Source organism: Actinophytocola sp. KF-1 (assembly GCF_054661535.1).
Genome location: NZ_BAAFVK010000007.1, coordinates 53,048 through 73,507, shown reverse-complemented (window position 1 = coordinate 73,507; position 20,460 = coordinate 53,048). Strand labels below are relative to the sequence as shown.

Annotated in this window: 18 protein-coding genes; 8 read left to right on the top strand and 10 right to left on the bottom strand. The window is 71.2% G+C overall.

The features are described 5' to 3' along the window. Nucleotides 1–16 precede the first annotated feature (16 nt). The 4 genes from ACYQ77_RS21905 to ACYQ77_RS21890 are packed head-to-tail and all read right to left on the bottom strand — an operon-like array spanning nt 17 to nt 4,795. Complete coding sequence (locus ACYQ77_RS21905) at nt 17–397, bottom strand: VOC family protein (protein ID WP_459714146.1); 381 nt, start codon at nt 395–397, stop codon at nt 17–19. Between the two features lie 22 nt (nt 398–419). Next, nucleotides 420–857, bottom strand: coding sequence for a hypothetical protein (locus tag ACYQ77_RS21900; RefSeq protein WP_459714145.1), 438 nt, complete (start codon nt 855–857; stop codon nt 420–422). A gap of 12 nt (nt 858–869) precedes the next feature. Next, nucleotides 870–1,796: an ABC transporter permease gene (locus ACYQ77_RS21895; RefSeq protein ID WP_459714143.1), complete on the bottom strand. Its 927-nt coding sequence runs from the start codon at nt 1,794–1,796 to the stop codon at nt 870–872. Further along, nucleotides 1,793–4,795: an alpha/beta fold hydrolase gene (locus ACYQ77_RS21890; protein WP_459714141.1), complete on the bottom strand. Its 3,003-nt coding sequence runs from the start codon at nt 4,793–4,795 to the stop codon at nt 1,793–1,795. Before ACYQ77_RS21890 ends, ACYQ77_RS21895 begins: the two co-directional genes overlap by 4 nt. 263 nt (nt 4,796–5,058) lie before the next feature. On the opposite strand from ACYQ77_RS21890, the gene ACYQ77_RS21885 reads away from it, so the two are divergent. Beyond that, entirely contained in the window at nt 5,059–6,105 is a 1,047-nt protein-coding gene (locus tag ACYQ77_RS21885; RefSeq protein ID WP_459714139.1) for a TerC family protein, read from the top strand. Nucleotides 6,106–6,108: 3 nt separating this feature from the next. Here the strand turns inward: ACYQ77_RS21885 and ACYQ77_RS21880 are convergent, their stop codons facing one another. From ACYQ77_RS21880 to ACYQ77_RS21865, 4 genes are all read right to left on the bottom strand, one after another. Then, entirely contained in the window at nt 6,109–6,327 is a 219-nt protein-coding gene (locus tag ACYQ77_RS21880; protein WP_459714137.1) for a hypothetical protein, read from the bottom strand. A 124-nt stretch (nt 6,328–6,451) separates the two neighbouring features. Further along, entirely contained in the window at nt 6,452–7,105 is a 654-nt protein-coding gene (locus ACYQ77_RS21875) for an RES family NAD+ phosphorylase (protein ID WP_459714135.1), read from the bottom strand. A 1-nt stretch (nt 7,106) separates the two neighbouring features. Beyond that, on the bottom strand, nt 7,107–7,682 hold the full coding sequence (locus ACYQ77_RS21870) for a DNA-binding protein (protein ID WP_459714134.1): 576 nt from the start codon (nt 7,680–7,682) through the stop codon (nt 7,107–7,109). 198 nt (nt 7,683–7,880) lie between these two features. Further along, nucleotides 7,881–8,585: a transposase family protein gene (locus ACYQ77_RS21865; protein WP_459714131.1), complete on the bottom strand. Its 705-nt coding sequence runs from the start codon at nt 8,583–8,585 to the stop codon at nt 7,881–7,883. 329 nt (nt 8,586–8,914) lie between these two features. On the opposite strand from ACYQ77_RS21865, the gene ACYQ77_RS21860 reads away from it, so the two are divergent. The 5 genes from ACYQ77_RS21860 (at nt 8,915) to ACYQ77_RS21840 (ending at nt 15,638) form a co-directional block, all read left to right on the top strand. Next, nucleotides 8,915–10,471, top strand: coding sequence for a sugar ABC transporter ATP-binding protein (locus ACYQ77_RS21860; protein ID WP_459714129.1), 1,557 nt, complete (start codon nt 8,915–8,917; stop codon nt 10,469–10,471). Next, the gene (locus ACYQ77_RS21855; RefSeq protein ID WP_459714126.1) at nt 10,468–11,517 is read left to right on the top strand and encodes an ABC transporter permease; all 1,050 of its coding nucleotides are present in this window, start codon (nt 10,468–10,470) and stop codon (nt 11,515–11,517) included. The genes ACYQ77_RS21860 and ACYQ77_RS21855 overlap by 4 nt, the downstream gene beginning before the upstream one ends. 60 nt (nt 11,518–11,577) lie before the next feature. After that, nucleotides 11,578–12,582 carry a substrate-binding domain-containing protein gene (locus ACYQ77_RS21850; protein WP_459714124.1) on the top strand — a complete coding sequence of 335 codons (1,005 nt, stop codon included), beginning with the start codon at nt 11,578–11,580 and terminating at the stop codon, nt 12,580–12,582. Beyond that, nucleotides 12,582–15,050, top strand: a complete 2,469-nt coding sequence (locus tag ACYQ77_RS21845; RefSeq protein ID WP_459714121.1) for a glycoside hydrolase family 172 protein — start codon at nt 12,582–12,584, stop codon at nt 15,048–15,050. Before ACYQ77_RS21850 ends, ACYQ77_RS21845 begins: the two co-directional genes overlap by 1 nt. A gap of 123 nt (nt 15,051–15,173) precedes the next feature. Then, nucleotides 15,174–15,638 (top strand): hypothetical protein, encoded by a 465-nt coding sequence (locus ACYQ77_RS21840; protein WP_459714119.1) that lies wholly within the window; start codon nt 15,174–15,176, stop codon nt 15,636–15,638. 5 nt (nt 15,639–15,643) lie between these two features. On the opposite strand, the gene ACYQ77_RS21835 is transcribed toward ACYQ77_RS21840, so the two are convergent. After that, entirely contained in the window at nt 15,644–16,639 is a 996-nt protein-coding gene (locus ACYQ77_RS21835) for a LacI family DNA-binding transcriptional regulator (RefSeq protein WP_459714116.1), read from the bottom strand. A gap of 151 nt (nt 16,640–16,790) precedes the next feature. On the opposite strand from ACYQ77_RS21835, the gene ACYQ77_RS21830 reads away from it, so the two are divergent. Together ACYQ77_RS21830 and ACYQ77_RS21825 are read left to right on the top strand one after the other, a co-directional pair. Continuing rightward, complete coding sequence (locus ACYQ77_RS21830; RefSeq protein WP_459714114.1) at nt 16,791–18,203, top strand: L-fucose/L-arabinose isomerase family protein; 1,413 nt, start codon at nt 16,791–16,793, stop codon at nt 18,201–18,203. Next, entirely contained in the window at nt 18,196–19,686 is a 1,491-nt protein-coding gene (locus tag ACYQ77_RS21825; protein WP_459714112.1) for an FGGY-family carbohydrate kinase, read from the top strand. Before ACYQ77_RS21830 ends, ACYQ77_RS21825 begins: the two co-directional genes overlap by 8 nt. A gap of 79 nt (nt 19,687–19,765) precedes the next feature. Here the strand turns inward: ACYQ77_RS21825 and ACYQ77_RS21820 are convergent, their stop codons facing one another. Further along, entirely contained in the window at nt 19,766–20,425 is a 660-nt protein-coding gene (locus ACYQ77_RS21820; RefSeq protein WP_459714110.1) for a nucleoside/nucleotide kinase family protein, read from the bottom strand. Nucleotides 20,426–20,460: the final 35 nt, after the last annotated feature.

Sequence of the window (20,460 nt, the reverse complement as noted above, 5' to 3'; positions counted from 1 at the left end):
AGACGAAGGCGAACGGTCAGGACGCCGAGTTGCCGGGCTGCAGCACACCGAACAGGTTGCCGTCCGGGTCGGCGCAGTAGGCGAGCCAGCCGACGTTCGGGATCGTCTGGGTGCCGGTGGCCATCGTGCCGCCGTGCTGGACGATGGCGGCCGTGGTCGCCGTCAGGTCGGCCACCTCGATCGTGACCACGAAGGAACCGGCCGGGGCGTCGGCCGCCGGCGGGGGTCCCTTGCGTGCCAGGAGGCCACCGTCGATGCCCCGGCCCTCGCCGGTGCTGATCGTCCAGTACGGTTCGCTGCCCCACCGCTCGATCCGCCAGCCGAACACGTTCTCGTAGAACGCTTTCGCCTGTTCGGGGTCGGTCGCGTGGATCTCGAAGTGCACGGGCCTGCCCATGCGGGAGGACTACCCCGTGCGGTCAGCGCACGAACCTGGGCACACCGTCGTCGTTCAGCACGACCTTGCTGAACGGGCGTTCGCCCTCGCGCACGACGTTGCGGTCGATGCGCTGCTTGTGGGTGTGGGCGGCGGTCTCCCGCAGCGACACGTGTGCCGCGCACCCGCACGCCGGGTCCGACGTGTCCGGGCAGTCCGCCAGTGCCCGCCGCAGCAGGGCGAGCGTCGCCGCGTCGAGCTGACCGGACCACTCCATGTCCCAGTCCTCGTCCTCGTAGTGAGACCAGCAGTCGTGGGAGAAGATCCGCAGCTCACCGAACTCGCAGCCGGTGCACGCCAGCACGATGTCCCAGTCGTGCACGGTGTCGTGGCCGGACGCGGTGTGGGGAACGCCGCGCAGGTCGATGTCGACGACCAGCTCCTGGCGTTCCCCACACCGGAGGCATGCCTGCGAGATCATGCCGCGATCATGTCAGGACGTGATGTCCTTCGTGCGGAAACGGCGTGCCGCGAGCAACCCGAAGAACGCCGCGTACGCCACCGCCGAGAACGCGCCCGCCGCCATGTTCGACCAGTCGACGTCCGTGGAGATCAGGTCCGACCACGCGAACGCGTAGTGCGTCGGCAGGTAGTTCCGCAGCCCCTCCAGCGCGGTGATCTGGTCGAGGATCGACGACAGGATCGCCACCAGCACGGTCCCGCCGACCGCGCCCAGCGGCGCGTCCGTCGACACCGTCAGGAACAGCGCCAGCCCGGCCACCCACAGCAGGTGCACGGCCAGGTAGAGCACCGTGAACAGCAGCGCCAGCATCGAGTCGGAGAACGAGATCGCGTCACCGGTGGGGCTGACCGCCTCGCCGGTGCCGTAGAAGATCACGCCCACGAGCAGCGCCACGGCGGGCAGCAGCGTGATCGCGAACAACGACAGCAGCCCCGACGCGATCGCCTTCTGCCGCATCAGCCGGTGCCGGGGGACCGGCATCGCCAGCAGGTACTTCAGCGACGACCACGACGCCTCCGACGCGATCGTGTCGCCGAAGAACAGCGCCACGATCATCGGCAGCAGGAAGCTCGACACCGCGAACAGCACGAACACCACGAAGTTCGGCGCCGACGACGTCGCCAGGTCGACGAACCCGCCGGACCGGTTCTCGCTCGTGTCCGTGCCGAACTCGAACGCCGCCCACAGGATCCACGGCAGCAGCACCAGGAACCCGAGCACCAGCTGCACGCGGCGGCGCCGCAGCTGGCGGACCAGCTCGACCCGCAGCCGCAGCGTCCGGCTCGCGCGGTACCCCGCGACCGAGCCGTCCGCCTGCACCCGGTGCTCCTCGTGCGACGCCGCGTCCGCGAGCTGCTCGATGGCGGCCTCGTCGGTATGCACACCGTTCTCGGTCACCGGGACGTCTCCTCTCCGACCAGCTGCAGGAACGCGTCCTCGAGCCGCCGCCGCGGGCCTGCCTGTTCCACCGCGACACCGGCGCCGACGAGCTTGGCCAGCGCCGCGGACCTGGGCATCCCGTCGAGGTCGGCGTGGACCTGGTTGCCCTCCACCTCGACCTCGGACACGCCGTCCACGCCGCGCAGCACGTCCGCCGCGTCGTCGGGGCGGTCCACCCGGAACGTCGCCTCGCCGCTGCCGCCGACGATCTCCTCGACCCGGCCGGACGCGACGAGCCTGCCCTGGTGCATGACCACCACGTGGTCACACGTCTGCTCCACCTCGGCCAGCAGGTGCGAGGAGACCACCACGGTCCGCCCGGTCGACGCGTACCGCCGCAGGACGGCACGCATCTGGTGGATCTGTGGCGGGTCGAGCCCGTTGGTCGGTTCGTCGAGCACCAGCAGGTCCGGCAGGCCGAGCATGGCCTGCGCGATCGCGAGCCGCTGCCGCATGCCCTGGCTGTAGGTCCGCACCTTCCGGTGCACCGCCTTGCCGAGGCCCGCGATCTCGAGGGCCTCCTCGACGTGCGCCTTGTCCGGCGGCCTGCCGGTCGCCGCCCAGTACAGCTCCAGGTTCGCCTGCCCGGACAGGTGCGGCAGGAACCCGGCGCCCTCGACGAACGAGCCGATCCGGGACAGCACCGGCGCACCGGAGTACACCTTGTGCCCGAACACCCTCATCGTGCCGCCGGTGGGCTGGATGAGCCCCATGAGCATGCGCAGCGACGTCGTCTTGCCCGCGCCGTTCGGGCCGAGCAGGCCCAGCACCTGACCGGCCTCGACGCGGAACGACAGGTCGTTCACCGCGGTCACGCCGCCCGGGTACTTCTTCGACAGCCCCTCGATCACCAGTGGCACGCCGGTCAGCTCCGGGTCGACGTCCGTCGCGCGGCGCCTGCGGAACGCGCCCCAGACCGCCGCGACCACGACCAGCCCCAGCACGATCGCGATCCCCACGAGCGGACCGGCGGGCACGCCGTTGCCGGTGCGGGTGCCGGACACGACCGGCGCCTCGACCGCCGCGCCCTCGGCGACCGCCACCCGGTACGCCGCCGCCTGCACGGACGGCGCGTACGCCTGGTCGGTGGTGCTGACCACCAGCGCGATGGACCGGTCGGTCTCGATGGGCCGCACGATGCCCGGCAGCGTCACGGTCACCTCGACCGGCGAGCCGTCCGCGGGCAGCGCCGGGATGCGGAACGGGGACACCGCCGAGCCGGGCAGGACCCGCGTGCCGTCGGGGCTGACGTCGTACAGCTTCGCGAACAGCACCGCGCCCTCGGTCGCGGGCGGCGCCGCACCCGGCACCGCCGACACCCGCAGCCGCACGGTGCTCGACCCCGCGATCAGCAACTGCGACTGGAGCGGGCGGCTCTGGAACTGCGCCGCCTGCCCCGGCAGGTCGATCGACACCCGGCCGACCAGCCGCGACGAGCTGCCGATGATCGACCCGAGCCCGGGCAGGCTGCTGATGGACGCCGGGTTGCCGCCCGGCGGGTTGACGATCGTCTGCTCCGGCCCGAACACCGGCACGCCGCGGCGCTCGGTGGCGGCGGCGCCGGCGAGGCCGGGGTAGGTGCCGGTGCTGACGGTCCGCACGGACGGGGCGCCCTGCACCCGCAGCGCGCCCTGCACCGCGTACGACAGGCCCTCGCCGGGGTCGCTGCCCTTCCCGCGGAGGTGGAAGTCGAACCAGTCGGCGATCTGGCTCCGCAGCTCAGGGCCGGGGCGGCCGCCGTCGTGGCCGCCGGTGTACCAGACCACCTTCACCTTGCCGCCCGCCTCGGCGATCTGCCGGGCGTTGGCGTCGGCCTGGTCGAGGCCGAACAGCGTGTCCTGCTCGCCCTGGACCAGCATCGTCGGCTGGGTGATGTTCCTGGTCACCTGCATGGGGGAGACCGACCGCAGCAGCTTCACGGTCTGCTCGCTCGCCCGCCCGGTGGTCGCGACCTCGGCGTAGGCGGCGCAGAACTCGGGGCGGAACTTCCCGCACGGGTCGCCCGCCTGCTGCCCCGCGCCCGGCCCGCCCGGTTGTCCTGGCTGTCCTGGCTGTCCGGACCCGCCGCCCGGCTGGGCCTCGGCCGGCGCGCCGCTCGCACCCGTGCCGGCGCTGTCGCCGGAGCCGCTCGCGCCGCTGTCCGTGCCGCTGTCCGTGCCGCCCGAGTCCGTGCCACCCGTGCCGCCCGTGTTACCGGACGGCATGTCGATGTCGTCGTCCTCGTCGCCTTCCTCCACCGCGTCCGCCTGCGGGTCGGCGAGGCCGGCGCCACCCGCGCCGGAGGCGAAGAAGATGCCCGCCCACGACCGCTTGAACACGCCGTTCTCCGCGAACGCGTTGGCGGCGGGCGTGCCGGGGACCGTGTCGCCGGTGGTGGCCGAGTTCGGCAGGAGCGCCTGGCTCAGGTCGTTGTAGGTGATCGTCGGCACGAGGGCGTCGACCCGCTTGTCGGTGCCCGCGAGCAGCAGCGACAGCGAACCGCCGTACGAGCCGCCGGTCACGCCGACCTTCGGGTCGCCGTCGCCGTCCTGGGTGACCTCGGGCCGCTCGCCGAGCCAGTCGACGAGCTTCGACGCGTCCGCCACCTCGTAGGCGGGCGAGTTCAGCCCGATCCGCCCCTCGCTGCGCCCGAACCCGCGTGCCGAGTACGCGAGCACGACGAAGCCGCGGCGGGCCAGCTCACGGGCGTCGCCGTCGACGCTCTTCTTCGACCCGCCGAAGCCGTGGGCCACGATGACCGCGGGCGCGGGCGTCTGTTCCGGCAGGTACAGGGTGGCGTCGAGCTTGACCGGGGCGGGGTCGCCGGGACCCTGGGCGCCGGTCAGCGTCAGCTCGCGCGCGTGGACCTCGGCGGGGTCGTCACCGCTGTTCAGCCAGACCAGGCCGCCCGCGGCGACGAGGACGGCGACCAGCCCGGTGGCGACCCAGCGAGGTTTCGGGCGTGGGATTCGGGGCACGCTGAGAAAGTATTGGACGCTTCCTGAGAGTGGCTGAGAACCCTTGCCCGATTGGTCCACATCGCCCGAATGTGATGTTCGACAACACCGTCCCGACTGGTGCATACCGGTCAGGGCCCGGACAATGGGTGTGTTGGAGGGGAGTATTCCTTCGCGGCGGCGTCGTCAGCACGGACTGTGGTCCCGGCGTCCCCGGCAGGCGGTAGACCTGCGGAAGAGACCTCCGGTTGTCGGTACGAACCGTTGAACCGGAGGTTCATTGGATGAACATTCCTGTGTGGATCTGGCTTGCCACCATCGGCGGCCTCCTCGTGCTACTTGCGATCGACCTGGTGATCGTCGATCGCAAGCCACACGAGGTCGGCGTCGGTGAGGCAGCGCGCTGGGTCACCTTCTACGTCGCCTGCGCGGTGCTGTTCGGCATCGGCATCTGGATGTTCTCCGGCGGCACGCACGCGGGTGAGTACTTCGCGGGCTACATCACCGAGTACTCGCTCTCGGTGGACAACCTGTTCATCTTCCTGGTGATCATGTCGGCGTTCAAGGTGCCGCAGATCCACCAGCACAAGGTCCTGCTCGTGGGCATCCTGCTGGCGCTGATCTTCCGCGGCGTCTTCATCGCCGTCGGCGCGGCGGCGATCTCCCAGTTCAGCTGGGTGTTCTACGTGTTCGGCGCGTTCCTGGTCTACACCGCGGTGAAGCTGTCCGGCTCGGGCATCGGCCACGAGGAGGGCGAGGAGTACGAGGAGAACCGGGTCACCAAGTGGGCCCGCAAGCTCTTCCCCGTCACCGACGACTACCACCACGGCCACGTCTTCACGAAGATCGACGGCAAGCGGTTCGCGACCCCGATGTTCATCGTGATGATCGCGATCGGCTCGGCGGACATCATGTTCGCGGTCGACTCGATCCCCGCGATCTTCGGGCTCACCAAGGAGCCGTTCCTGGTCTTCGCGGCCAACGCGTTCGCGCTGATGGGCCTGCGCCAGCTGTACTTCCTGCTGGGCGGTCTGCTGCGGCGCCTGGTCTACCTGTCGATCGGACTCGCGGTCATCCTCGGCTTCATCGGCGTGAAGATGATCCTCGAGGCGCTCCACACGAACACGCTGCCGTTCATCAACGGCGGTGAGCCGCTCAGCGTGCCGACCATCGGCATCCCGCTCTCCCTGTCGGTGATCATCGGCGTCCTGGTCATCACCGCGGTCGCCAGCCTGATGAAGACCCGCAGGGACGAGCGGAGGAGCGCCCAGGAGGCCGAACGGTCATCGCTCGAGGCCGGTGACACCGCCGCCGACCGAACGAGCAGGTGACCGTCACGCCACCTCGACCAGGTCGCACCGCGCGTGCAGCTCGGCCCAGGTGGCGTGGTGCCGACCGTCCGCGGTGTGGTAGTTCCCGTCGGTGCCGGGCAGCCAGGTACGCAGCCAGGTGTCCCGGACGGCGGGCAGGTCGGTGGGGTCGGGGGTGGTCCCGATCCCGTCCACCAGCCACACCCGCGGGCGGTTCGGCATGTGTGGGGTTGGCTCGTTCATCACGTCCTCCTTGTTCCTGTGATGTGAGTCACGAGCCGGCTCGTTCCTTACGATAAGTTCGCGAGCCCGTCGGCACACCGGGGAAACCCCCCGGCTCGACGCTGGGGAAACCCCTACTCCACCCTCAGTTGAGGACGTAGTTGAGCGAGTCGCAGATCCGGGCGAGCGGCAGGTCGAGGCCCGGGTAGTCGAGCGGCAGCAGCACCTCGGGCGTCAGGGGCAGCGCGTCGCCCGCGGGCGGATCCCACAGGCAGACGGCCGGGTCGCCGGAGTCCATCGACGAGCGGTACCAGAGGCCGTCGAGGTCGGGGAACGCGTCGCGGATCGTCCGCGCCCACGCCTGCGTGATGTCCTTCGGGCCACTGGAGATCTCCTGCGACGCCCCGGCCCTGGTCGGCCACAGCCCGCACAGGTCGAGCAGCCGCAGCGGCCGGACCGGCGCGAACACGGCCAGGTGGGGTCGCCGCGTCGACCGGTCGACGATGGACGAGGCCTGGAAGACCTCGGCGATCGACGTCCGCACCGACAGCCCGAAGTACAGCACCCCGTGCTCCGGGGTGGTGACCACGCCGCCGGCCGGGGGCGGTGGCTGCGGGTCGAACCGCGCGTGCGGCAGCGGGCCGGTGTGGCGGAAGGTGTTCCACCGCTGCTGGTGCGCGCCCGCGGCGACGAACACCCGCACGAGGCGCGTGGACGTGGGCAGCGCGACGACGTCCTCGTGCACGCGCAGGCGGGCGCGCAGCACGGAAGCGGACGGGGGCAGGGGGAGTCGGGACACGTCAGGCAGGCGTCCCCAGCACGGACACGAGGGCGGCGATCTTCTCCGGCGCCCCGCCCGCCAGCAGCCAGTCCCTCGGGGTCACGGGCGGGTCGCCGAGCGCGGCCTGCGGCGTGGTCATGAACGCGGCCACCACCAGTGCGGGCTGGTCGGCCGGCACGTCGGCGAGCACGGTCCCGAGGCCGGGCAGCACGTCGTCGTCGGTGAACTGCCAGACCGGCAGCCGCCACCCGCCGCGGTCCTTCCAGCCCACGAGCTGCCCCTCGGCCAGCCGGTGCCGGATCCGGCTGGCGTCGACCCCGATCCGTTCGGCGGCCCCGGCGACGGTCAGCGCGGTGTCCCGCAGCACGGCCTGCAGCGCGACGGTCCGCGCCCGCACGTCCCGTTCCCCGTGCTTCTGCGGCGAGAGATCCAGCCCGACCGACGTCAACGCGGCCCGCTGCTCGGCGGAGAAGTAGTCCCCGGGCCGCGGGTCGACAGGGGAGAGCCGCTTGGCCGCGTCCTCGACCAGTGCGACAAACTCGTCCGCCTCGACCCGCAGCCCAGCCCGGGCAAGCGCAGACCGCAGAGCAGACATACACCCAAACTAGCACACCCGTGCGCCAACGTGCGCCCCCTCCCGGCGAGTCCCCCGCCCAGAACCCGCGAGTCTTCCTCTCGGAACCCGCGAGTCTCCCGTTCGGGGCCGATGAGTTGGCGGTTCGTGCGCGCATCGGCCATTCGCCGAACCGTCGATTCGGCTGTTCTGAACGGGAGAGCGTTATTCAGAAGTGGGTTACCAGCCGAGGCGGTAGTACTCGAGGGTGGTGATGATGCGGATGAGGTTGGGGAGTTCGGTGAGTCGTCCGCGGTAGCCGGTGGCGAGGATTTTCCAGTTCTTCCAGTGCGCGATGGCGCGTTCGACCGCGACCCGCAGGGCGGCGATGCTGCGGTTCCAGACCTGGGTGGCCGGGTCGTGGTCGGCGTGACCGGGGCGTTTGCGGCGCGGCCGGATCACCGTGGTGCCCTGGTAGCCGAGGTCGCCGAGGGTCTCGATGTCGGCGAGGAGTTGGTTGAACCCGGTGGCGGTGAACGCGGCGCGGTCGTGGGTGCGGCCCGGAACGGGTTCGGCGACCGCGAGGAGTTGGCCGTTGAGGTCGGACAGGACCTGGACGTTCAGCCCTGCGGTGTGGCGTTTGCCGGAGTAGTTGGCTTCGTGGGTGGCCCGGTCTTTGCGGCGGTTCCCGACCGGCACGATGGTGCCGTCCACGACAACCACCCGCCCGGCCAGCACCTCGGGCAGGGGTGGCCGGTGCAGACAGGTGACCTGCTCCAGCAGCGGCAACATCGCCCGATAGATCCGCGACACCGTGGGCTGGGAGATCCCGAACCAGTCCGCCAGCATCGTCTGCGACAGATTCGATCGCAGCGCCACCAGTGTCAGCAGCACCCGCCGGTACAACCCCAGCACCGGCCGCCGACCCCGCTTCGCGGGGGCCATGACCTGGTGAATCCGGGCGACCAACTCCTGAATCTGAGCATGATCAAGACCCGTCGTAGACTCGTACCGCAACAGCCCCACCCTGGTCAGTCGTGTTCTGTGAGAGGAAAACGATCTTAACCAGGTGGGGCTGTTGCGCTGTCTACAAGATCAACACTTCTGAATAACCCTCGGAGACTCGCGGGTCATGAACGGGAGACTCGCGGGTCTTGGGCGGGAGACTCGCGGGTTTTGAAGGGGGGACTCGCGGGGGTTGACACCGTCCTGGTGCGGCCCTAGCGTCTCGGGTAATCGATTTCCCAGACGCTGACGACTGGCGACGAGGGAGCATGGACAACGCTGTCGAACCGCTGGTCGAGATGATCGGCATCAGCAAGTCTTACGGCGGTGTGCGCGCCTGCCGCGACATCGACCTCACCGTGCGGGCGGGCGAGGTGCACGCGCTGCTCGGCGAGAACGGTGCGGGCAAGTCGACGCTCATGAAGATCCTCTCCGGCGACGTCACCGACTACGACGGGTCGATCGCCATCGACGGCGAACCCGTGCGGTTCACCTCGCCCGCCGACGCGCAGCGCGCCGGGGTCGCGATGATCCACCAGGAGCTGGACCTCGTGCCCGCGCTGTCCGTCGCGGAGAACATCTTCCTCGGCCGCGAGTCGAGGACCCGGCTGCGCACGGTCGACCGGCGCCGCATGAACCAGGTGACCGGGGGGCTCCTGGAGCGGTGCGGCGTCGCGCTCGACCCGCGCAGGCCGGTCGGCGAGCTGCGCACCGGCGAACAGCAGCTGGTCACGATCGCCAAGGCGCTGTCGCTCGACGCCAAGGTCCTGATCATGGACGAGCCCACGTCGGCGCTCTCGCCGGTCGAGGTCGAGCAGATGTTCACGGTCATCGCCGAGCTGCGCCGCGCGGGCGCCGGCATCGTCTACATCTCCCACCGCATGGACGAGATCGGCCGCATCGCCGACCGGGCCACCGTGCTGCGCAACGGCGCCGTGGTCGCCGGCTTCGACGCCCGCGAGATGACCGCCGCGGCCGCCGCCGAGGCCATGGTCGGCCGGCCGGTCCAGGCCATGTTCCGCACCAGGGACGTCGAGCCGGGCGAGGAGATCCTGCGGGTCACCGGCCTCGCGCTCACCCCGCGCCGGGAACGCCCCGGCCGCCGCGAACCGGACGGCATCAGCCTGTCGGTGCGGCGGGGCGAGATCGTCGGTGTCGGCGGGCTGCTCGGCTCCGGGCGCACCGAGCTGCTGGAGACCCTGTACGGCGCCGGGTCCCCAGGCGCGCTGCGCGGCGAGATCCTGTTCCGCGGCAAGCGTTTCCACCCGCGCGGCGCGCGGCAGTCGCTGCGCGCCGGCATGGCGCTCGTGCCGGAGGACCGGCGGATCGCGGGCCTGTCGCTGGAGCACTCGGTCACGGCGAACACCGTGTTGTCCATTGTGGATCGCATCAGCAGCGCGGGGTTCGTGCCGCGGGCACGGGAGAACGGCGCCGTGCGGCGGATCGTGGACGAGCTGAAGGTGAAGCTCGGCTCGATGGGCGACGCGGTCGGCACGCTGTCCGGCGGCAACCAGCAGAAGGTCGTGTTCGGCCGGATGCTGCTGACCGAACCGGTCCTGCTGTTGCTCGACGAACCGACGCGCGGCGTCGACGTCGGCGCGAAGGCGGAGATCTACCAGCTGCTCGGCGAGGCGGCGCAGCAGGGGATCGGGGTGCTGCTCGCGTCGTCGGAGCTGGCCGAGCTGGTCGGCGTGTGCGACCGGGTGGTGGTGCTGTCCGGCGGGCGCAGCGTGCGGGAGCTGGACACGAGGCAGGCCGGTGAGGCCGACCTGCTCGCCGCCGCCATGGGCGACGCGGCACTGGCGGGAGAAGGAGGAGTCGCGTGACCAGCGAGGTGACGACCAAGCAGGCCGGTGCCGAGCCGGAACCGCCCGCACCGCGGAAGAAGCCGCGCCGGGACTTCGTCAACGCGCTGTTCCGCTTCCAGAGCCTCTTCGGGCTGGTCGCGGTGTTCGTCGTGGCCGTGGTGTTCTCGCCGCGGCACAACGGCGAGCTGCTGTTCCTCAACGCGGACAACCTCGCCAACGTCGTCCGCGCGATGTCCGAGATCGGGATCATGGCCGTCGGCATGACGTTCGTGATCCTCGTCGGCGGCATCGACCTGTCCGTCGGCGCGGTGCTCGGGCTCGCCGCGGTCGGGTCGGCCGTGCTGATGGTGAACGACGACTTCGGGGTCGTCGCGACCGTCGTGATCGTGCTCGCGATCGGGCTGTTCTTCGGCTTCCTGCAAGGGATGGCGTCCGCGTTGTTCGGCATCCAGGCGTTCATCGTGACGCTCGCCGGCATGCAGATAGCCAGGGGCATCGCACGCATCTGGTCGGGCGGGCAGGGCGTCGCCATCGCGTACGGCGACGGGCCCGGCGAGGCGCCGGTGACGTTCTCCCTGCTGGGGGAGCGCACGTTCAACGGGATCGTGCCGATCCCCGCGCTGATCTTCGCGGTGGTCGCGGTCGTCGCGATCGTGTTCCTGCGCACCAGCGCGTTCGCCCGCCACGTGTACGCGATCGGCGGCAACGAGAAGGCCGCGCGGCTCTCCGGTGTGCCGGTGACCCGCGTGAAGGTCACCGTGTTCTGCATCTGCGGGTTCCTGGCGGCGCTGGCGGGCATCGTGCACGCAGGCCAGCTCAACCAGGGCAGCCCCAACGACGGGTTCGGCTACGAGCTGGACGCGATCGCGGCCGTCGTCATCGGCGGCACGAGCCTGATGGGTGGCCGGGGTTCGGTCGTCGGCACGGTCGCCGGCGCGCTGCTCCTCGGTGTGCTCAACAACTTCCTCGGGCTCCACGGCGTGGACCCGAACGTCCAGCTGCTCGTCAAGGGGCTCGTCATCGTCGTCGCCGCCGGGCTGCAGCGCCTGCGGCCGACCGTCTGACCCGACCAGGCACGTTTCCGCACCACCCGTCTGTCACAAACCAGGAAAAGAGGATCCGACATGGCCCGTCGTCGTGCCGTGGCCGCCGTGCTCACCGCGGCCACCGCGCTCAGCCTGTCCGTCGCATGTGGAACGACCAGCGAGAACAGCGGCCAGGGTGGCGGGGACGCCCAGAAGAGCGAGTGTGGCGGTCCCGACGGCAAGTACACGATCGGCATGAGCCAGGCCAACGTCGCCGAGCCGTACCGGCAGCGGATGGACGACGACATCAAGGCCGCCGCCGAGAAGGTGCCGCAGTTCTCCGTGGAGTTCGCCGACGCGCAGCAGGACAACGCCAAGCAGGTGTCCGATGTGGAGAACTTCCTCACCAAGCAGATCGATCTGCTGATCATCAGCCCGAACGAGGCGACGCCGCTGACCGCCGTGGTCGCCAAGGCCTACAACAAGGGCATCCCGGTGGTCGTCCTGGACCGCAAGGTCGACGGCGACGCCTACACCACGTGGATCGGCGCCGACAACGTGGAGATCGGCCGCACGGCGGGGGAGTACGTCGCCGAGAAGCTCCTGCCCAACGGCGGCAAGGTCGGCGAGATCCGCGGCCTCGCCGGCTCGACGCCCGCGAAGGAACGCGGTGACGGGTTCCGCGAGGGCATCGAGGGCAAGAACATCGAGATCGTGCAGAGCGTCGACGGCGACTGGCTGCGCGAGAAGGGCCAGGCGCAGGCGGACGCGCTGTTCAAGGCGCACCCGGACATCCAGGTCCTGTACGCGCACAACGACCCGATGGCCGAGGGCGCGTACCTCGCGGCGAAGGCGGCCGGCATCGAGAAGAACATGAAGTTCATCGGCATCGACGGCCTGCCGATCCCGTCCGGTGGTCTCAAGGCGGTCGAGCAGGGGCGCCTGTCGGCCACGCTGATCTACCCGACCGGTGGCGCCGAGGCCATCGACGCGGCCAAGAAGCTGCTGATCGACTGCCAGGACGTGCCGAAGGAGCAGACGCTCGAGACGCAGCTGATCACGGTCGACAACGCGGCCACCGTCTACAACGAGGCCAACAGCTGATGCGCGGCAGAATCCTGCTCGCGGCCCTGGTCGGCGCCGCCGCCTTCGTGGCGGCGCCGGCCGCGCCCGCCGAGCCGTCCACAACGGACTCCCACAGCGACAAGGGCCCGGTCGGCTGGCAGACCTACCGCGACCTCACGGCCGCCGCCCGGCTGCGGCCGGACGCCCAGGTGCGGCAGTTCTCCAGCTTCGACCGGACCGGCGGCAACAACGACGGCTTCAACAACACCTACTCGTGCCTGCGCCACTCCGCCGACGGCTGCGTGATCGCCGAACGCCAGGGCGCAGGGGAGATCGACTCGATGTGGTTCACCCGCGACTACGGCTCGATGGTCCACAACGGACGCATCAAGGTCGAGCTGGACGGCCGCGTCGTGGTCGACGAGCTGTTGCAGGAACTGGTCGACGGCAAGGCGGGCGCGCCGTTCGTGTGGCCGCTGGTCGGCAACGGCGACGACACCGCGGGCGGCTCGGTGGTCAAGGTGCCGATGCCGTACCGGGAGTCGATGCGGGTCACCGTGCAGAAGGACCCGTTCTTCTACCACGTGACCTACCGGGAGTTCCCGGACGCGCGCGGGGTGACCACGTTCGACCCGCGTGACAAGGCCGAGGACGTGGTGAAACGCCTGCGCGGCTTCGGTGTCCGCGACCCGAAGCCCGGCATGCGGGACACCTCGGTGACACGGTTCACCGGTGACGTGGCGGCGGGCGCGACCGCGTCCGTGGCGTCGCTGTCCGGCTCCGGCTGGGTGTCGCAGGTGCGGGTGCGGCTGCCGCAGGTGGTCGCGAGCCCGCGGGTCGGCGACGACGGCCGCGCGTTCGGTGCGGGCGGCAGCAGCGCGTTCACCGTGGCCGTGGACCGCAACAACGACGGTGTGCGGCTGACCAGGCGGATCGACCCGGTGATCGCCAACCAGGTGGCGCGGATCGTCGTGGACGGCACGGCGGTCGGCACCGTCGACAGTGGACCGGTCCGTGGTGGACAGTGGCTCGACCAGGTGATCGAGGTCCCGGCGTCGGTGTCGAAGGGCAAGACGTCGCTGAAGGTCAGCGTCGAGTACGTGTCGTCGGCGCTGGACGTCAACGAGTTCCGCTACGACGTGCACTCGAAGGTCGGCGGCTCGTGGAACCGCACCGACGTGCTCGACCTCGGCCCCGGCCACGACGGCGAGGAGAAGGCGCACGGGTACACGATCCGCAACCAGAGCTGGGAAGGCTCGCGGGTGTACCGCTACCCGACGGACGCGGCGCGGGTCACGGCGTCGGACGCGGTGCTGGAGGGCGCCCGGCTGCGGGCCACGTTCGACGGCACGACCACCGTCGACGCGCCGGTCGGCGAGTTCTTCGGCTCCGGGCTCGGCGAGTACGACACCCGCACGCTGTTCTCGTCGATCGACGCCACGGCCGACGGCTGGTACACCGCGTGGTGGCCGATGCCCTACGGCCGGTCGGCGACGTTCGAGCTGGTCAACGGCAGTGGCGTGCCGATCACGGGCGCCGCGGTGCAGGTGACGTCGGCGCCGGACCGGTCGGTCGCGGGTGACCTGTCGTCCGGCAGGCTCGGGTACTTCAACGCGACCCACCGGCGCGCCGCGACGGTGCCGGACCAGTCGTGGAACTTCCTGACGGCCGAGGGCACCGGCGTGTTCTACGGGGTGACGCACTCGATGCGCGGCGACATCCCGTCGGGCAACCGCCGCAACTACCTCGAGGGCGACGAGACCGTGTACGTCGACGGCGCGAAGAGCCCGGCGCTGTACGGGACCGGCAGCGAGGACTTCTACGAGTCGGGCTGGTACTTCCGCGACGGCACCACGTACGTGATGCCGGAGGCGGGCAACCCGGCGTACGAGCTGGACGGCGACGGCTGCCGGTACGACTGCACCGGCGCGTACCGGCTGATGGTCGGCGACGCGGTGTCGTTCGGTTCTTCGCTGCGTTTCGACATCGAGCACGGCCCGGTGGACAACGAACCGGCGGACTACAGCTCGACGGCGTACTGGTACGGCACGGCCGGGAAAACGTTCTCCGAGACCGACGCGGTCGACGCGTCGTCCGACGAGAGCCGCGGCGCGCACGACTACCGCGCCGCCGGGGAGACCCGGGGCGAGCTCACGTCGACGTTCGAGGGCAGCGGCGACAAGACCCCGGTGACGCACGGGGTCACGTCGGCGACGGGCGAGGTGTCGTTCACGGTCGAGGTGGCGCGGGACAACGAGGGCGTCCGGTTGCTGCGGCTGGGCGACCAGAACGCGGCGTACCAGCGGGCGACGGTGCTGGTGGACGGCAGGCGGGTCGGCGAGTGGCTGCAGCCGCTCGGCAACACGCACTCGAGGTGGCTGGAGGACAGCTTCGAGCTGCCCGCGTCGGCCACCGCGGGGAAGTCGTCGGTCACCGTCACCATCCGGCCCGCGGCAGGCGGACCGGCCTGGTCGGCGGCGACCTACCGGGCACTGTCCCGAGGCTGACCGGAGCCGGGGACCCGAGCGGGACGCCTTCGCCGAAACCCCACGGCGGCGAAGGCGTCCCCTTCGGGAATCGCCGGGGAAAACCGGGTGCCGGGGCACCCGCGAACGCGTGATCATGTCTGCGTGAACTCCGGAGCCGCGCGGATGCGGGACGTCGTCGCGCTCTGGTACGTCGGTGCGCGCACGGCCGGCGACATCGTCCGCGCGGCGTGCGACCTGCTGGTCGCGGGCGAGGGCGGGCTCGCGGTCGCCGAACTCGCGGCCGTGCCGTACCGCCACGCGGACGAGGAGGTGCCGCTCGTGCTGGCGGCCGCCCTGGCCGAGCTGGGCATCCCCTGCCATGAGCGGGGTTCCCGGGAGGCGGACCTGGCCGGACTGCGGGCGGTGGCGTCGCGGGTCGTGGCGGGGGAGACGGCCCCGGACGAGTTCGCGCACTGGGCGCACACGACCTTCGGCCACCACGGCGTCGACGAGGCTCAGCCGCTGGTGCGGCTGAGCGACGAGTACGAGTACCGCACGGCGATCGAGGCACCGGCCGACGACCTGGACGAGCAGACGATCGCGGAGGTCGGCCGCCTTCTCGGGTGACGCCGTCAGCCGCGGTGGCTGCTGCCCCGTTCGATCAGGCGCGCGCCCAGCGTGGTCGTCGTGGCCGCGCGGGTGTTGTCGGCGATCCTCGCCAGGAGCAGCTGCGCCGCGACCGTCCCGATCTCGTACGCGGGCTGGGCGACGACCGTCATGGGCGGGTCCACCAACCCGGCCCACGGCACGTCGTCGAACGCCACCACGCCGACGTCCGGCCCCGGGCGCAACCGGTGTGTCCGCAGTGCCTCCAGCACGCCGATCGCCATGGCCGAGTTGGCGACCAGCAGCGCGTCCGGCGGTTCCTCCTGCGAGAACAGGTCGGCGGCGGCCTTCTGCGCGCCGGCGGCCTTGAACTCCGTCCGTCGCACCAGTCGGGGTGAGCTGCGTTGTTTGCCCGATTTGAGGGCATCGCGGTAGCCGGCGAGGCGGTCGTCGGCGGTGCGGACGCCGGACGGGCCCGTGATGCAGCCGATCCGTTCGTAGCCCTGCTCGATGAGGTGCGTCGTCGCCTGCCGGGCGGCCAGGCGGGTGTCCACCAGCACCGTGTCGCTCTCGCGGTCCGGCAGCGGGCGGTCCACCGCCACCACGGGCGTGCCGCGCCGCGCGAGGTTCTCCACGCCCGCCGCCGTGGCGGTGGGGGAGATGATCACGCCCGCGACCCGTTCCTGGATCGCCACGTCGACGTACTTGCGCTCCTTGTCCGCGTCCTCGTCGGTGTTGCACAGCACGACCGAGTACCCGACGCTGTGCGCCACGTCCTCGACGCCCCGCGCGATCGCGGTGAAGAAGGGGTTCTCCACGTCGCTGATGATCAGCGCGAGGACCGCCGCCTCCTGCCGACGCAGGTTCCGCGCCGGCCCGTTCGGCTGGTAGCCCAGCTCCTGCGCGGCCGCCAGCACCCGCGCGGCCAACTCGGGGTCCACTGTGGACTTCCCGTTCAACGCGCGGGACACCGTCGCCGTCGACACGCCTGCCCGCGCGGCAACGTCACTGATGGTCGCCACTTACCGCCTCGCTTCCCACCTCTGCGAAGACCCTACGCCGACCGCTATTGACACGATCCTGGCCTCAGAATAGCTTCTGAGAAAACGATTACTCACAGCAGTATCCGAGGGGCGACCCCCAGACCCCCGGCGACGATGCAGGAGGACACCCGTGGCCCGTATCGGCGTGATCAACATTTCCGACGGGCGGGACTACGTCCACGGCGGCATCGCGGACTTCATCGTGGCCAACGAGGACAAGCTGGTCCGCAAGCTCGAAGCCGCCGGCCACGAGGTGGTCCGCGCGCGGCAGCCCGTCTCCGCGAACACCCTCGCCACCTCGCTCGCGCGCGAGGTCGAGGCCGCGGGCGTGGACCTGACGGTCCTGCACTACTGCGTCTGGGCGTTCCCGCACTTCACGATGCTCGCCGCGGGCCAGCTCACCAGCCCGCTGCTGCTGCTCGCGAACATCGACCCGGTCCAGCCCGGCATGGTCGGCATGCTGGCCGCGGGCGGCGCGCTCGACCAGGTCGGCCGTGCCCACACCCGGCTGTGGGGCGACCCGGAGGACGACGACCTCATCGCCGCCATCGGGGTCCGCGCCACCGCCGCGCACGCGGTCAAGGCGCTCCGCGGCCAGACGTTCGGCCGGATCGGCGGCCGCCCCATGGGCATGAACACCGCCACCGCCAACACCGACCAGTGGCAGCGGCAGTTCGGCGTGGACGTCGAGGAGATCGACCAGTGGGAGATCGTCCGCCGCGCCGAGCTGGCCGACCAGGCCGAGAAGACCAAGGCACGGCGGTGGCTGGAGCAGCACGCCACCGTGCACTACGACGGCAAGAAGCTCACCGAGGAGCTCCTGGAGCGCCAGATCGGCTCCTACCTGGCCATGCGTGAGCTGATCGACGAGTGGCACCTCGACTTCACCGGCATCAAGGGCCAGCCGGAGCTGACCCAGTACTTCGCCACCATGGACATCGCGGAGGCGTTCCTCAACGACCCGTACGACTGGAACGGGCCCAAGGAACCACACGTGTGCGCCACCGAGGCGGACATGGACGGCGCGCTGACCATGCAGATCCTCAAGCACGTCGCGCGCACACCCGTCCTGTTCGCCGACGTCCGGCACTACCACGGCGACCGCGACATCTGGGACCTCTGCAACTCCGGCCAGCACGCCACCTGGTACGCCGCCCGCAGCGACGACCCGGCCGAGAACCTCGCCAAGGTGCACCTGTACCCGGAGGTGTTCTTCTTCCCGGCCGGTGGCGCGTCCGTGCAGCACGTGGCGGCACCCGGTCAGATGACGCTCGCCAGGCTGACGCGCAACGACGGCAGGTACCGGCTGCAGTTGATGCTCGGCGAGTTCGAGAACTACGACGACGCCACCACCGAGGCGCTGATGAAGATGTCGACGCCGGAGTGGCCGCACGCCTTCGCCCGGCTCGACGCGCCGGCCGAGGTGTTCCTGTCCCGCTTCGGCGCCAACCACATCCACGCCGTGCCCGGCGACCGGCGCGCGGAGCTGCGCGCGGTGTGCGAGCTCCTCGACGTGACCCTCGACGAGTTCACCCGTGGCTGACGTCTTCTGCGGCGTCGACATCGGCACGTCCAGCGCCAAGGGCGTGCTCGTCACCGCGGACGGCGAGATCGTCGCGCGGGCGTCGCGGGCGCACGAGACGTCGACGCCGCGGCCCGGCTGGGTCGAGCACGACGCGGAGGGCGTGTGGTGGGCCGACTTCCTCGCGATCACCAGGGAGCTGACCGCGGCCGGCCACCGCGTCGCCGGTCTCGCGGTGAGCGGCATCGGTCCCGTCCTGCTGCCGGCCGACGGCGCCGGGAACCCGCTGCGCCCGGCGATCCTCTACGGCGTCGACACCCGGGCGACCGCGGAGATCGCCGAACTGACCGGAGAGCTGGGTGCCGAGGAGATCCTGCGGCGCGGCGGCACCCCGCTCTCCAGCCAGGCCGTCGGCCCGAAGCTGCGCTGGCTCGCGCGGCACGAGCCGGAGGTCTGGGCGCGCACCGAACTGCTGCTGATGGCCAGTTCGTACCTGGTGCACCGGCTGACCGGGCGGTACGTGCTGGACCACCACTCGGCGAGCCAGTGCGACCCGATGTACGACCAGTCGGCGTTCGACTGGGCGCACGACTGGGCGGAGGTCGTCGCACCCGGGTTGCGGCTGCCGGAGCTGGCGTGGCCGACCGAGGTCGTCGGCACGGTCACGGCGGCCGCCGCCGGCGAGACCGGGCTGCCCGAGGGGCTGCCGGTCACGGCGGGCACGGTCGACGCGTGGGCGGAGGCCACGAGCGTCGGCGTGCGCGAGCCCGGCGACGTGATGGTCATGTACGGCACCACGATGTTCCTGGTCCAGGTGATCGCGAAGCCCGCGCCGCACCCGGCGCTGTGGACGACGAGCGGGGTGTACCCGGGCACGTGGTCGCTCGCGGCGGGCATGGCGACCTCGGGCGCGGTCACCGACTGGCTGCGCAAGCTCGTCGGCACGGACTTCGCGACGCTCGTGGCGGAGGCGGCCGACGTGCCCGCCGGCAGCCGCGGGTTGTTGCTGCTGCCGTACTTCGCGGGCGAGCGGACGCCGATCTTCGACCCGTCCGCCCGGGGCGTCGTCGCCGGGCTGACGCTCGGGCACGGGCGCGCGGAGCTGTACCGGGCGGCGCTCGAGGGCATCGCGTACGGCGTGCGGCACAACCTGGAGGTCATGCGCGCGGCCGGTGGCCCGGCGCGCAGGCTGGTGGCCGTCGGCGGTGGCACGCAGGGCGGGCTGTGGACGCGGATCGTGTCGGACGTGACCGGCGAGGCGCAGGTCGTGCCGGCCGAGACGGTCGGCGCGGCGCTCGGCGACGCGATGCTGGCGGCGGGCGCGGCGGGCGTGGACGTCACGGGCTGGAACCCGGACGACCACGTGGTTCACCCGTCCGGTGACGGCGTCTACGACGACTTCTACGCCCGGTACCGCGAGCTGTACCCGGCGACGGCGGACGTGGCGCACTTCCTGGCCGAGCGGCAACACGCGTCAGCCGAGAACGCCGCCGGGGACGCCTGAGAACACCGCGAGTCACGCTCTCGCGCACACCAAGTTGCCGGTTTCGTGCAGGTCCGAGGTGCACGAAACCGGCAACTCGCTATGTCTGAGAGCGTGACTCGCGAGGGGTCAGGGTGGGGTTGGCCAGGTCGGTGTTGTCGATGACCAGCTTCGCTCGGGTCCGCGGGTGGGACTCGGCCATGTACAGGCGCTGGCCCTCGATGTAGCGGCGGTTCTTCGGCGAGGCCGGGTTCGGGTCGCCGTAGCCGCGGCCCGCGCCGCGGGGGATGGCGACGTCGAACGGGACCTCGAGCCACACGGAGTAGTCCCAGTACCTGATCAGCTCGTCGCGGTGGGTGAAGATGCCGTCGAACACGAGGACCGCGTCGTCCGGCGCGAGTTCCGGCAGCAGGCGCACCTCGCGTTCGCGGCGCACGTCGTACACGGCGCGCAGGTACTCGCCGTTGCCGCCCGGGCTCAGCGGGTCGAGCAGCAGGCGGCACATGCGGCCGTAGTCGAACGAGTCGCGGTAGTAGCCCTCCGGCGAGTCGCGGCCCCTGCGGTGCCGCGTGCGCGGCGGGTTCAGGAAGCCGTCCGCCGACGCGCGGATCACGTGGGTGCCCCGCGCGGACAGCTCCTTGCCGAGCGCGTCGGCGAAGTGGGTCTTGCCCGCGCCGTCCACCCCGTCGATCGCGACGCGGCGGACGCGATCGGCCGGCAGCGCGAGGATCGCTTCCGCGACGTGCTGGCAGGGATGCATTACGCCAGTGAACCGCGTGGTCGGCGGATTTCCAA

Bases quoted from the DNA above. Each gene is read 5' to 3' on its own strand.
- ACYQ77_RS21905 (WP_459714146.1), bottom strand. From the start codon at position 397: ATGGGCAGGCCCGTGCACTTCGAGATCCACGCGACCGACCCCGAACAG.
- ACYQ77_RS21900 (WP_459714145.1), bottom strand. From the start codon at position 857: ATGATCTCGCAGGCATGCCTCCGGTGTGGGGAACGCCAGGAGCTGGTC.
- ACYQ77_RS21885 (WP_459714139.1), top strand. From the start codon at position 5,059: ATGAACATTCCTGTGTGGATCTGGCTTGCCACCATCGGCGGCCTCCTC.
- ACYQ77_RS21880 (WP_459714137.1), bottom strand. From the start codon at position 6,327: ATGAACGAGCCAACCCCACACATGCCGAACCGCCCGCGGGTGTGGCTG.
- ACYQ77_RS21870 (WP_459714134.1), bottom strand. From the start codon at position 7,682: ATGTCTGCTCTGCGGTCTGCGCTTGCCCGGGCTGGGCTGCGGGTCGAG.
- ACYQ77_RS21865 (WP_459714131.1), bottom strand. From the start codon at position 8,585: ATGGCCCCCGCGAAGCGGGGTCGGCGGCCGGTGCTGGGGTTGTACCGG.
- ACYQ77_RS21860 (WP_459714129.1), top strand. From the start codon at position 8,915: ATGGACAACGCTGTCGAACCGCTGGTCGAGATGATCGGCATCAGCAAG.
- ACYQ77_RS21850 (WP_459714124.1), top strand. From the start codon at position 11,578: ATGGCCCGTCGTCGTGCCGTGGCCGCCGTGCTCACCGCGGCCACCGCG.
- ACYQ77_RS21845 (WP_459714121.1), top strand. From the start codon at position 12,582: ATGCGCGGCAGAATCCTGCTCGCGGCCCTGGTCGGCGCCGCCGCCTTC.
- ACYQ77_RS21820 (WP_459714110.1), bottom strand. From the start codon at position 20,425: ATGCATCCCTGCCAGCACGTCGCGGAAGCGATCCTCGCGCTGCCGGCC.